This window comes from Oleiharenicola lentus (assembly GCF_004118375.1).
Lineage (GTDB): Bacteria > Verrucomicrobiota > Verrucomicrobiia > Opitutales > Opitutaceae > Lacunisphaera > Lacunisphaera lenta.
Map to the genome: position 1 here is coordinate 2,378,342 of NZ_SDHX01000001.1, position 13,176 is coordinate 2,391,517.

The 13,176-nt window shown below is 65.4% G+C and carries 10 protein-coding genes; 8 read left to right on the forward strand and 2 right to left on the reverse strand.

Translation table 11 applies throughout. The annotated features are described in order from the left end of the window. Positions 1-127 precede the first annotated feature (127 nt). Positions 128-886: a DUF4097 family beta strand repeat-containing protein gene (locus tag ESB00_RS09900; protein WP_164976126.1), complete on the forward strand. Its 759-nt coding sequence runs from the start codon at positions 128-130 to the stop codon at positions 884-886. Between the two features lie 215 nt (positions 887-1,101). Next, positions 1,102-2,472: a cysteine--tRNA ligase gene (gene cysS / locus ESB00_RS09905; RefSeq protein ID WP_129047530.1), complete on the forward strand. Its 1,371-nt coding sequence runs from the start codon at positions 1,102-1,104 to the stop codon at positions 2,470-2,472. A 74-nt stretch (positions 2,473-2,546) separates the two neighbouring features. Here the strand turns inward: cysS and ESB00_RS09910 are convergent, their stop codons facing one another. Next, positions 2,547-3,107, reverse strand: a complete 561-nt coding sequence (locus tag ESB00_RS09910; protein ID WP_129047531.1) for a hypothetical protein — start codon at positions 3,105-3,107, stop codon at positions 2,547-2,549. Positions 3,108-3,294: 187 nt separating this feature from the next. Between ESB00_RS09910 and thrS the strand changes: the two genes are divergently transcribed. The 4 genes from thrS to ESB00_RS09930 all read left to right on the forward strand — a co-directional run bounded on the left by thrS (position 3,295) and on the right by ESB00_RS09930 (position 7,895). Beyond that, on the forward strand, positions 3,295-5,235 hold the full coding sequence (gene thrS, locus ESB00_RS09915) for a threonine--tRNA ligase (protein WP_129047532.1): 1,941 nt from the start codon (positions 3,295-3,297) through the stop codon (positions 5,233-5,235). 331 nt (positions 5,236-5,566) lie between these two features. Beyond that, entirely contained in the window at positions 5,567-6,757 is a 1,191-nt protein-coding gene (locus ESB00_RS09920; protein WP_129047533.1) for a tetratricopeptide repeat protein, read from the forward strand. 6 nt (positions 6,758-6,763) lie between these two features. Then, entirely contained in the window at positions 6,764-7,297 is a 534-nt protein-coding gene (locus ESB00_RS09925) for a GNAT family N-acetyltransferase (protein ID WP_129047534.1), read from the forward strand. A gap of 100 nt (positions 7,298-7,397) precedes the next feature. Beyond that, positions 7,398-7,895, forward strand: a complete 498-nt coding sequence (locus tag ESB00_RS09930) for a tetratricopeptide repeat protein (RefSeq protein ID WP_246026458.1) — start codon at positions 7,398-7,400, stop codon at positions 7,893-7,895. Positions 7,896-7,995: 100 nt separating this feature from the next. Here ESB00_RS09930 and ESB00_RS09935 read toward each other — a convergent pair whose 3' ends face one another. Beyond that, positions 7,996-9,930 (reverse strand): Gfo/Idh/MocA family oxidoreductase, encoded by a 1,935-nt coding sequence (locus ESB00_RS09935; RefSeq protein WP_129047535.1) that lies wholly within the window; start codon positions 9,928-9,930, stop codon positions 7,996-7,998. Between the two features lie 254 nt (positions 9,931-10,184). Between ESB00_RS09935 and ESB00_RS09940 the strand changes: the two genes are divergently transcribed. Continuing rightward, positions 10,185-11,567, forward strand: a complete 1,383-nt coding sequence (locus ESB00_RS09940; protein WP_129047536.1) for an MFS transporter — start codon at positions 10,185-10,187, stop codon at positions 11,565-11,567. 40 nt (positions 11,568-11,607) lie between these two features. Continuing rightward, entirely contained in the window at positions 11,608-13,173 is a 1,566-nt protein-coding gene (locus tag ESB00_RS09945) for a glycoside hydrolase family 43 protein (protein ID WP_129047537.1), read from the forward strand. The last annotated feature ends 3 nt before the right edge of the window (positions 13,174-13,176 follow it).

Below are 13,176 nucleotides of genomic sequence, written 5' to 3' on the forward strand. Positions count from 1 at the left end.
GTCGCCCTGTCAAATCGGACCTGTCGTTTGATGTTAAATTTCTGCGGCGAAGATCCGACGGCTGGGCGCAGGATCGCACATAAAGTTTGTAACTTTATCCCTTCCGCAGGGTTCTATCTCCATGCTCATGAACACCACCCTGCTCCGTCCTGCCAGTCTGGCCCTCGCGTTGCTGCTCGGCGCCACCGATGCCTCCGCCAAGGTCACCGAAAAGTTTTCCCAGACCTACCCGCTCGACGCCACCGGCTCCATCCACCTCGAAAACGTCAATGGCTCGGTCGAGATCGTAGCCTGGGACAAGAACGAGGTTGCCCTTGAGGCCGAAAAATCGGCCCGCACGGACGAAGGCCTCGCCCGCATTCAGCTGCGCATCGACTCCAACAACCGTCGTCTCACGGTGAAAACCGAGTTGGAGAAAAAGTGGAAGTTTTGGGACAACATGAACGCCCAAGTCCACTACAAGCTCATGGTCCCGGCCGGTGCATCGCTCGACAGGATCGAGGTTGTGAACGCCAACATCACGGTCACGGGCGTGAAGGGCTCCGTCGCACTCGGGGCCGTCAACGGCGGCATCGAGGCCGAGGGGCTGAGCGGCGACGGCGAATTTGAGACCGTCAACGGCTCCATCCGCGTCGCCTACTCCACGCTGCCCGCCGCCGGCAAGCTCTCGCTCGATACGGTCAACGGCTCCTGCAAACTCACGCTGCCCAAGGACGCCGCGTTCGACCTCGACGCCGACACCGTCAACGGACGCATCACCTGTGATTTCCCGATCACCCTCCAAAATTCCGGCAAGCGCGAACTGCGCGGCCCCGTGAACGGTGGCGGCGCGCGCGTCAACCTCGAGTCCGTCAACGGTGGCCTGACCGTGAGCAGCGCGAAATAAAGTTTCTGCGCCTGGAAAAATGGAACCAAGGGCGCCTGCGTTCCGCAGGCCTAGCGAAGGCCGGCCCTCGCCCCGGAGTTGGTAAGTCCGGCCCGAGAGCGGGCCGGCTCCAACATCATCTGCCAACCGGCCGAGGCCGTCCCGGCTTCACCGCGCCACTCCGTGATTGAAAACCTGCGGCTTTTTGCGCCTGTTGGGAATCCTTAGCCGCGCCCATGCCCATCCAACTCTACGACTCGCTCGAGCGAAAGCTGAAGCCCCTCGCCCCCAGCCATCCGGATGGCGTCTATCGGTTCTATAACTGCGGGCCGACCGTCTATGCCCCGGCGCACATCGGCAACTTCCGCACCTTCGTCGTCAACGACGTCCTGCGCCGCCTGCTGGAGCTGGAATTTCCCGGCAAGGTGAAGCACGTGCGCAACCTCACCGACGTGGACGACAAGACCATCAAGCGCGCCCGCGACGAAGGGCGTTCGCTTGCCGAGGTCACGCAGCAGTGGACCGACAAATTTCATGCCGACTGCGACGCCCTGAACTGCCTGCGCCCCCACGTCGAACCCACCGCCACCGGCCACATCAAAGAGCAGGTGGATATGATCGACGTGCTCATGAAAAAGGGCAACGCCTACCGCGCCGCCGATGGGTCCGTGTATTTCAAGGTCTCGTCCTTCGACGGCTACGGCCGTCTGTCCCGCGTGAAGGAGCGCGAACTCCAGGTCGGTTCCGCCCTGTCCCACAAGTCGCAGGCCGTCGATGCCGACGAGAAAGAGGACGCCACCGACTTCGCCCTCTGGAAGGCGCACAAGGCCGAGGACGGCGCCAACTCCTGGGACAGCCCCTGGGGTCCCGGCCGGCCCGGCTGGCACATCGAGTGCAGCGCGATGAGCAAGAAGCACCTTGGCGACACCATCGACCTCCATACCGGCGGCGAGGATCTGCTCTTCCCCCACCACGAAAACGAGATCGCCCAGAGCGAATGCTGCAACGGCGCGCTATTCGCCCACCACTGGTATCACAGCAAGCACCTGCTCGTGGACGGCGCGAAGATGAGCAAGAGCCTCGGCAACCTCTACACACTCGATGACCTCAAGGCGAAGGGCTTCAGCCCGATGGCGCTGCGCTATGCCCTGCTCGCGGGACACCCGCGGAAGCAGCTCAACTTCACCCTCGACGGCCTGCATGCAGCGGAGAGTGCGCTGAAGACCCTGCGTGAGTTTCGCGCCTCCCTGCCCCACGCCGGCGCTGCCCACAAAACCTTCGGGCATGTGCTGAGTGAGTTGCACAACGACCTGAATACGCCCGGCGCATTCGGGGCCATCTTCACGATCATCAATCGCAAGTCCGGCGAAGTGGACCTTGAGTCATTCGACCGTGTGATGTTCGCCCTCGGGCTCGATCTGAAGCCCGTCGAAGCCATTAAGACCGACGTGCCCGCGGCCATCACCGCCCTCGCCGACAAGCGCTGGGCCGCCAAGACCGCCAAGGACTGGGCCGCCGCCGACGCCCTCCGCAAGGAAATCACCGCCGCCGGCTGGAACATGAAGGACGCCAAGGACGGCTACACGCTGGAGCCGCTGAAGAAATGATCGGGCAGGCCCGCGTCCCTCCGGGCCGGGTGAGGAAATCGGCTCGCCGGGATGCGAGCCCTCCAGCCTCCGCCTCACCCCCACAGCCACCAAAATACCGCGGCGGTGCCGAGGGCGTAGAGCGCGGAATCGATCAGATACTTCGCGGTGGAAGACCACGGACGCAGCATCCAGATCGACTCGGGCACCGCACCGAAACCATAACTGACAAAGCTGATCGTGCCCACAAGTTTGGCCGCCCGGAGGGCCTGCGACGGGTCCAGCCGCACAAACTTCACGGCCACGTAGGCCGCGACTGTTGATACCACAAGGGTCATCAGGAACCACAACCCGAGAGGCTTGCCCATGCTCGGCTGCCCGGGCGACCCGAGCGTGATATGCCCGACCGGGCCTTCCTGGTATTTCCGCTGCATCGCCTCGCCGGCCATCTCCTTCATGTCCGTGCAATGCGGCACGACATACCGGCCGGGTGCGGGATTGCCCGCGTTGAGTGCGGCGCGAACGGCGTCCTCGTTGGGCAGGCGGTTGTAATCGGACGCGTGCCATTTGAGGACCATGTGCACGAGGGAACTGATAACGAACACGACCACTGCACTGAGCAGGATCGGCAACCACAGAGAGAGCAGAAGATTCATCGTGGGGCGGGGGTTGCCCGGGTTGATCGCAGAAATCTCGTCCCGGCGAAAGCCGGAAAACGCCCGGAGGGCGCACGCGGCCCCTCCCGCCACCGCCCCAACCTCCGCATTGACACCCGCCGCGCGGCCGCGCCAACCTGACCTTTCGGCCCTCCAATCGTAAGGGGGACCACAACCAACATACACCATGTCGATGTCTCCGCTCGAAGAACTGCGCCACTCGTGCTCCCACGTTCTGGCCACCGCTGTCCTCCGTCTGTTTCCGGACGCCAAACTCGACATCGGTCCGCCCACGGACACCGGTTTTTACTACGACATCGACCTCGATCACAAGCTGACCACCGAGGATCTCGCCAAGCTCGAAGTCGAGATGAAGAAGATTGCGGACGAGAACCAGCCGTTCCTCCGCAAGGAAGTCCCCCGCGCCGAGGCCGAACAGATCATCAAGTCCCGCGGGCAGGAGCGCTACAAGCTCGGACGCCTCGCCGACATCCCCGAGGGCGAAGCCATTTCGTTCTACCAGAACGGTGAGTTCATGGACCTGTGCGCCGGCACGCACGTCCGTTACACATCCAAGCTGAAGGCCTTCAAGCTGCTCTCCATCGCGGGCGCCTACCACCGCGGTGATGAGACCAACAAGCAGCTCCAGCGCATTTACGGCACCGCCTTCGCCACGAAGGAGGAACTCGCCGCCTACCTCACCCAAATGGAGCAGGCCAAGCTGCGCGACCACCGCAAGCTCGGCAAGGATCTCAAGCTGTTCCACATCGACGAGGACGTCGGCCAGGGCCTCATCCTCTGGACGCAGGCCGGCTCCATCATCCGCCAGGAGCTCCAGACCTTCATCGCCAACGAGCTCCGCAAGCAGGGCTACTCACAGGTCTTCACGCCGCACATCGGCCGCCTCTCGCTCTACAAGACCTCGGGCCACTTTCCTTATTACAAGGAGTCGCAGTTCCCGCCCATCGTGGAGCGCGACTTCCTCGACCAACTCGTGAATTCCGGCTGCTCCTGCGCCGAGATGGCCAACCGCATCGAGGCCGTCTCCCAGAAGTTCGCCGACGACGTCAACGCCCGCACCGGCAAGGAAACGGTCACCAAGGACCGCATCCTCCCCGACGACCAGCTCATCGACGGCTTCCTGCTGAAGCCGATGAACTGCCCGCACCACATCAAGATCTTCGCCTCTCAGCCGCACAGCTACCGCGACCTGCCCGTGCGTCTCGCGGAGTTCGGCACCGTCTATCGCTGGGAACAGTCCGGCGAACTCAACGGCATGACCCGCGTCCGCGGCTTCACCCAGGACGACGCGCACCTCTTCTGCACGCCCGACCAGGTCGCGCAGGAAGTGCTCGGCTGCCTCTCGCTCGTGAAGACCGTGCTCACCACGCTGGGCATGCAGGACTATCGTGTCCGCGTCGGCCTGCGCGATCCCGACGGCAAAAAGTTCGCCGGCGACCCCGAGAAGTGGGACCTCGCCGAAGCCGCGTGCCGCGAGGCCGCGAAGACCCTCGGCGTGCCCTTCACCGAGGAGCCCGGCGAGGCCGCCTTCTACGGCCCGAAGATCGACTTCGTCATCAAGGACGTCATCGGCCGCGAGTGGCAGCTCGGCACCGTTCAGGTGGACTACGTGCTGCCCGTGCGCTTCGGCCTGAGCTACATCGGCGCCGACAACACCGCGCACACGCCCGTCATGATCCACCGCGCGCCCTTCGGCTCGATGGAGCGTTTCTGCGGCGTGCTCATCGAGCACTTCGCCGGCGACTTCCCGCTCTGGCTCGCGCCCGAGCAGGTGCGCCTCGTGCCCATCTCCGACAAGGTCATGGACTACGCCAAGGCCACGCTGAACGAGTTTCTCGCCGCCGACCTGCGCGTTACCCTCGACACCCACTCCGACAAGCTCGGTGCCAAGATCCGCCGCGCCGAGATCGACAAGGTGCCCTACACCCTCGTGCTCGGCCAGAAGGAGGCCGAGGCCCTCAGCGCCTCGGTTCGCTCCCGCGCCAAGGGCGACGAAGGCGTGCACAAGGTCGCCGACATCATCGCCCGCTTCAAAACCGAGGTCGCCACCCGCGCCCTGCCCGAGAAGAAGGTCGTGGCCGCGACCCCGGCCCCCAAGGCAAACTGACTCATCACGAAGACACGGGGACACCAGGGTCGCCTGCCCTGTCCCTGTGTCTTCGTGCCTCGGTGGTTCACAACCTCATACATTGCGCGAACTCCCGCGGAGGCTCGAGGCGGGGGAGTAGTGTCGGACACTAGGCTGCGGCGCTATTTCGCATGGGATTCTGAGTCCTTACCTCGCGCTTGGCGACGGTCCGCCCCAAGCCACGCCGAAAAATGCCCGGAGCGTTTCGTCGCGCCCTTTCCCAGAGATGCCACACCGCGTCCTAATCGGGTCCCAGCCTTGCCCTGGTGGGCTTTCCAACTCAGCATCCGGCGGTCATCAGCCCCACCCCATGCGCTATTTCTACACGCTGCTGCTTATCGCCGGTCTTGTTCTGCCTTCGCTCCGGGCCCAGACTCCCATCACCGATGCTGAGCGCGAAGAGTTCGGGCAGTTTCTGGCCGACTGCTTCAACGAGGGTGACATGGGCACCCTGGTCGCCCGGATGGACCAGAACGCCTACCTCGACCTGATTGTCGATGGCCTCGGCCTCTCGGCGGCGGAGCTGGTGGGATTTCGCGAAGGGGCGCTGAAAGGGCTGGCCACGACGATCGAGAAGCAGTTCGGCAACTTCACCGCCGGCCGGTTTCTGCGTTTGCAGGATTCCGACCGGGGCAAACGCATCCTGATCCGCGTGCTGTCCGACGACGGGGCGGTCAACTATTTCGGCTTCATCGCCGGCAAGTCGAAGAAAGGAGAGCTGGTGTGGCAGGACTGTTTCATCTTTCTCGCGGGCGAAACCATGGGCGAAACCTCGCGCCGGACGGTGCTTCCGCTGGTGAGCCAGATGCGCAAGGGTGCGCTCGGTTTTCTCAAGCCGAAGGAGGCCGAGTATGCCCAGGCGTTTCCGATGGTGCACAAGGCGTCGCTGCAGATGCAGGGCGGCCAGCTGATCCAGGCCTGGCACACGCTGGAGCCGCTGCCCGAGGCCGTGAAACTTGATCGCACCGTGATCATGCTCCGGCTGCGCATCGCGCAGGGGATTGACGAAGCCAAGTACCTGCGGGTCATGGAGGAGTGGGAGAAAACCTATCCCGGCGACCAGAGCCTCGACCTGATTTCCATCGACAGCGAATTGCTCCGCAAAAACTACGCCGGCTGCCTCCGCCGCATCGCGGCCGTGAACCAGCGGGTCGGCGGTGATCCCTACCTCCTGCTGCTGTCCGCCAACGTCTGCATCGAAAGCGGCGATTATGAGACTGCACGCAAGAACGCCCGGCAGGTTCTGGCCGACGAACCGACCCTTTACGGCGCCTACGACACGCTCATGTCCATCGGACTGCGGAGCAAGAACCCGAAGGAAACGCTCGCCGTGCTCGACGAGTTCGGCGAACGCTTCCCCACGGTGGACGTGGACGCGCAGATCGTGCATGGCGACGAGGCCTTCGCAGATTTTCGCCAGACCGACGAATACAAGGCCTGGGCCGAGGCCCGGAAGGCAAAGGCCGAGGCGACTGAAGCGCCCGCGGCGAAATCCGACTGATCGCCGATGAAAGCCGCACCCTGGGCGATCCGCCGGCTGACCGCGGTCAGCCCTTCCGAGTTGAACCAGTTGGCCGAGGTCCTCACCCGTTGCGTCGAGGGCGGCGCCTCGGTCAGCTTCATGCTGCCGCTCTCCCGTGAACGGGTCGCCGCCTTCTGGCAGCGCGTGGCCGACGATGTCGCCCGGGGCGCGCGCATCCTGATCGTGGCGGAGGACTCCGCCGGCATCTGTGGCACCGTGCAGCTGGTGCTCGACCTGCCGGAAAACCAGCCGCATCGCGCCGATCTCTGCAAAATGCTGGTGCATCAACGGGCACGGAAACAGGGCCTCGGCGCCGCCCTGCTCGCCGCTGCCGAGGAGGCCGCCCGCGCCGCCAATCGCACCCTGCTGGTGCTCGACGCCGTTTCAGGGGCCGATGGCGCGCGCCTCTACGAGCGTGGTGGCTGGGTGCGCGTGGGCGAGATCCCCCGCTACGCGCTTTATCCGGCCGGCGGTTACTGCCCGACCACGTATTACTACAAGGATCTCGGCACGCGCTGAGTTCATCCCCCGGGGCGAGGCACCCCGGCTCCACTCCGATCCTCCCGACTGGTCGGCTTTCGCCGTTGCGGTATGGACGGACGCGGCAAAGCGTCACGGCATGGATGCACCGACCGAACTGCCGCCTTGGAAGGAAGAACTCGACGCCATTGTCGGCGCCCGTGCGCACGGGCAGGCCGCGGCGATTCTGCCGCGCCTGCAGCAGCTCGACGCCCGCCATCCCAACGTCGCCGAGATCAACTACCAGCTTGCGTGGACCTGTGACGTGCTCGGGCGCGAGGCCGCCGCCCTGCCCTACTATGAAAAGGCCGTTGCCCTCGGTTTGCCCAGGAACGTACTTGCCGGCGCACTGCTGGGTCTGGGCTCGACGCTGCGTCACCTTGCCCAATTCGAGCGCTCCGCCTCCGTGTTGCGGTCGGCTCAGCTCCAATTTCCGGAGAACCGGGAGTTTGATGTCTTTCTCGCGCTCACGCTCCACGCCGAGGGCAAATCCGGCGAAGCCCTCCGTCTGGCGCTCGAAGCTCTTTGCGACACGAGCGAGGACCCCGGCATCCGCGCCTACCAGCGCGCTCTGCGGCACGCCGCATCCCGGCTCTGAGTCTGGGGCTCCGGCGGGTAGCCCGTTCGCGGGCGCTTTTTCCCGGCACGCGCAAGCGCGCCGCCCACCCCCCACCGAGACGAACCGCAGTTGCCCGGGGTCACTTCGCCCACGGCAGCGGGCTGGGCGGATGAAAATCGCTGGTGAGGTGGATGGTCCGCCCTTCGCGGAGTGAGCGGTGCACGGACTCCATGACTTCGACGACATGCGCCGCGTGCGCACCGGTGGTCGGATGCGGCGTCTTGCTGCGCAGTCCCTCCCACAGCCCGACCACCCCCGCGGCCCAGTCCACAAACCAGCGTCCCGTGCCGGCCGGTTGGCGCAGAAGCGGCATGCGCCGGTAGGCGCCGCCGTTGCGGCAAAGCCGCACCGGAGCCGTGGCCGTAAACCATTCGGTGCTGAGCGACCCGTCGTCGCCGTGCAGATCCAGCGTGGCCTGCCATTGCGTGGCATTCAGCACGTAGAAATTGGCGGTCAGCCGCACCTGGAGGCCGTTGGCAAACTGCAGGATTGCGGCGGTCCAGTCCTCGGTGGTGATGGAAAATGGCCGTCCGTCCATGCCCCAGCGTTCCGGGAGCAGCAGCGCGCCGCCGGCCGTGACTTTGCGCACCGGTCCAAACCAGGCGGTGAGGAGCGAGATGGGGTAAACGGCCACATCGAACACCGGACCCACGGCGTAGAAGGGTTTGGGATTGGGATGCCAGTTCTCGATGCGCCCCCAGTCCACCGCAACATAGGCCACACGCGGCGTGCCGATCCGGTAATCCCGGATCAGTTTCCACGCCGTCTGCTGCGCTTCGCCCAGCCAGGTGACCGGCGCGCAGCTCAGGCGCAGTCCACGCGCGGTGGCCAGGTCCACGAGCTTCTTCGCGTCGGCGTAGGTCGGGGCCAGCGGCTTTTCGGAATGCACGTGTTTGCCCGCCTCGAGGCAGCGTGTGACGACCTCGACGTGGGCCTGCTGAATCGTGAGATTGATGACGGCCTCGACCTGCGGATCAGCCAGCACTTCGTCGATCGACGTGTAGGCATGGCCGCCGAACTTGTCCGTCCAACCCTGCGCCCGGGCCGGGTCGAGGTCCTGCGCCCCGAGAATCTTGATCTCCGGCGAGCGCTTCAACGCCTCGCCATACTGGCCCGCGATGTTGCCGCAGCCGACCACCGCCACGCGCAGCGGCGGGACCGTTTCCCGGATCTGCATGTCGGACCACCACTGCTCCACCCGCTCCCGGCTTTCCAGGATCTCGTTGCTTGGATTGTAGGTTTCTGGCTCGTGCTCGATGCCGATCGAGCCGCGAAAGCCGAAGGTCTTCAGATAACCGACAATCGCGCGGATCGGCACGATGCCGTCGCCGAGGCGGCAGGTCTCGTGACCCATGTCCACAAATTCCAGGCCGGTGCGTGAGACCCGGCGCGGTTTCACATCCTTGAGATGGATGGCAAACATCCGCGGCGCCAGTTCCCGCACGGCGGCGAAGGCGTCCCATTGCGCGGTCCCGCACCAGCCGGTGTCGAGGGCGAGGCCGACGACTTCCTCGTCGCCGTCGCCCAAGCGGGCCAGCATTTCGGCCGAGGATTTTTCCGGATGGTTCTCGATCGCGTAGCCGACCCCGAACTCCCGCAGAATCGCGATCGCGGCGGCGCGGTTTTCAGCGAACAGCTGGCAGTGGCCGACGAAATACGGGATGTCCAACTCCGCGCAGAGCCGGCACGCCGCCCGCAGGTCGGCGGCTCCGCCCATCACCCACGCGGGATAGCTGCGGACGACCAGGCCGTGCTTGGCGAGCAGCTGCTTTGCCGTTTCCAGGTGATGGACCGTGGCCCAGCGCCAGTGCAGGTGGGCGCACCAAAGATCGATCGAAGCGAAGCCCAGCGCCTTGATCTCGGCCAGAAGCGCGTCGAAGCGCGCCTCGAAGGTTTCCAGCGGTGCAAACCAGTCGTTGGTGGCCTGATCGCCCTGCGCCCAACCCTTGGCCATGCGATAGCCCAGCGGACGCGCGACAAAGTTGGCGGTGACGAAAGAAGGGGCGGGTAACATGGGGTGGGTGCGTGACCATGCTGGGTGGACGGCGCGCCGGACGCCAGCGAGTTTCCACCGGATTTGCAGCCCCGACCAGAGTGCGGTTCATGCTGCCCATCGGCTGCGCTCGATCCGCGGAGGCCGGTTTAAGTCAACGATGAGCCCAATGGGCCCTTTGCCAGCAGGGAGTGGCGCGGCAGCATGCGAAAGCCCGACGTGAAACCGCCGGGCTTCACCCCACCCCATCCGCAAGCGGCCCGCCTCCGTCCCGCATGTCTTCCTCCCCTGCCAACGCTCCCTCCGCTGCCGGTCATTTGCGCTGGAGCATTTGCGGCCTGCTTTTCTTCTCCGTCGCCGTAAACTATATCCATCGGCTGACCATCGGCATCCTCAAGGACCCGTTGAGCCAGAGTCTCGGCTGGAGCGAGTCCGACTACGGCAACATCGCGGCCGCCTTTTCCTTCGCCTATGCTTTTGGCTATCTGCTCGGCGGGCGGATGCTCGACCGCTGGGGCGTGAAGCGCGGACTGCCGATCTTCGTCTTTCTCTGGAGCCTCGCCGCCACGGCCCACGGCCTGTGCGGTCTGCTCGATCCCGCGCAGCAGATCGAATTCCGCTATCCCTGGTTTTCCCTGACCCAGGGTGGGCTGGTCTGGGGCACCTTTGCCGCGCCGCTCACGGTGCTGGGCTTCATCGGGGCGCGCATCGCGCTCGGGCTCACGCAGGGCGGAAATTTCCCGGGCGCGATCAAGACGGTGGCGGAGTGGTTTCCGGTTCGCGAACGCGCACTCGCCACGGGCTGGTTCAACACCGGCTCCAACGTCGGCGCGGTGATCTGCCCGCTGGTTGTCCAATGGATGTATGGCCGCTGGGGCTGGCAGACGACCTTCTACGTCACGGGCCTGCTCGGCTTCGTCTGGGTGGCCGTGTGGCTGTGGCTCTACGAAAGTCCCGCCCGCCACCCGCGCCTCTCGCCGGCGGAACTTGCGGCCATCCGCGAGGATCAGCCCGCGCAGGAGGAACCCAAGGTCAGCGTGCCCTGGCTGACGCTGTTGCGCCATCGCGCCGTGTGGGCCTACGTGCTCGCCAGCATTTTTGCCGGCCCCGCCTGGGGTTTCTACCAGTTCTTTCTCCCGGATTTCCTGAAGAAGGCCTTCCAGCTGAATCTTAGCGGTACCGCGGTCTGGACCAGCGTGTTTTTCTTTCTCGCCGCGGCCGGCGGCGTGACCGGCGGCTGGTTCGCCGGCAAATTGCTTGCGCGCGGCTGGAGCGTGAACTCTGCCCGCAAAACCGCTCTGCTGGCCTGCGCGCTCGCCGTCGTGCCGGTGTGTCTCGCGCCCTTTGCCGGCAGCCCGCTGCTCGCGGTGATCATCGTCGGCCTGGCGGGCTCCGCCCACCAGGGCTGGTCCGCCAATCTCTTCAGCGTCGTGTCCGACACCATGCCGCGCCACGCCATCAGTTCCGTCGTCGGCCTCGGCGGCTTCATGGCCTACTTCACCGGCGGCTTCGTCAACGGCATCACTGGCCAGATTCTCCAAAAAACCGGCAGCTACGTCCCCGTGTTTCTCTATTTTTCCGGCATGTATCTGCTCTCGCTGCTGCTGATCCAGGTGCTCGTCCCCAGAATCGGACGCCCAGCCGCCCAACCGGCGTGACCGCCGCCGCCTAATTTCACCGCCCTTGTATTCCTCCCCCATGTCCTCCCCAGCCTGGCAACCCGATTGCGGCGACGGTAACTACCGCAATCCCATTCTCCACGCGGATTACTCCGACCCGGACGCCGTGCGTGTGGGCGATGATTTCTATCTCGTTTCCTCGAGCTTCAACTCCGCTCCCGCGCTGCCGGTGCTGCACTCCCGCGACCTGGTCAACTGGCGGATCATCAACCATGCGCTGCCGCGGCTGGTGCCGGCGGATCATTTTTCCGTGCCCCGGCATGGACAGGGCGTGTGGGCACCCTCGATCCGGCATCATGCCGGAAAATTTTGGATCTATTATCCCGACCCGGATTTTGGCATCTATGTGATCACCGCCGAGGATCCGGCCGGGCGCTGGAGCGACCCCGTGCTGGTCAAGGGGGGCAAGGGACTGATCGACCCCTGCCCGCTGTGGGACGAGGACGGCCGGGTGTGGCTCGTGCACGCCTGGGCCCGAAGCCGCGCCGGGATCAAGAACCGCATCACGCTGCTTCGTCTCAGCGCCGACGGCCTCGGGGTGGCCGAAGATTTGGGCGTGATCATTGATGGGGCCAAAGTACCGGTGCCGGGCTTCGACACGCTTGAGGGTCCGAAACTCTACAAGCGCAACGGCTGGTACTATGTGTTCGGTCCGGCGGGCGGCGTCGCCACGGGCTGGCAGTCGGTGTTCCGGGCCCGCGACATCCGGGGGCCCTACGAACACCGTATCGTGCTCGCCCAGGGCAAGACCGCCATCAACGGCCCGCACCAAGGTGCCTTGGTGGACACGCCCGCGGGCGAGTCGTGGTTCCTGCATTTCCAGGACCTGAAGGCCTACGGCCGCATCGTGCATCTTCAGCCTGTCGTCTGGCGCGACGACTGGCCCGTGATGGGCAATGACGAAGACGGTGACGGCACCGGCGATCCGGTGCTGGTGCACCCGAAGCCGCGGGTGCCGGCCGCGCCCTTGGCCGTGCCGGCCTCGGGCGACGAATTCGATTCACCGTCGCTCGGACGGCAGTGGCAATGGCAGGCGAATCCGGGCGAGAACTGGCATTCGCTGAGCGCCCGGCCGGGCTGGCTCCGGCTCGCGGCCCAGCCCGAGCCGCAACCAGGCAACCTTTACCAGTCCCCGGCGTTGCTACTGCAAAAGTTTCCCGCCCTTTCTTTCCGCGTGACGGCGCGCGTCGAGTTCGCCCCGCAAACCGTGGGCGAATCCACCGGCCTGATCGTTTTCGGTTACGCCTACAGCTGGATAGGCCTGCGCGCCCGGGACAACGGCCTTGCCCTGGTCTGGGCCACTCGCCCGGAAGCCGCCAAGGGAGCACCGCAGGAGGAGCATCTGCTGATCGAGCGTCTGCAGAGCCCGGTGTGGCTCAGCGTGCTCGTCCATCCGGGTGCGCGCTGCCAGTTCGCCTTCAGCACCGACGGCACGACGTTCACCGACACCGGCCGGGAGTTCACCGCCACGGAAGGCCATTGGGTGGGTGCCAAGATCGGGCTGTTTGCCGCCGCCCCGGCCGCTGCCGCCGCCACCGGGCACGCCGATTTTGACTGGTTCCGCGTGCAGCCTCTGCAAGCCTAAGCG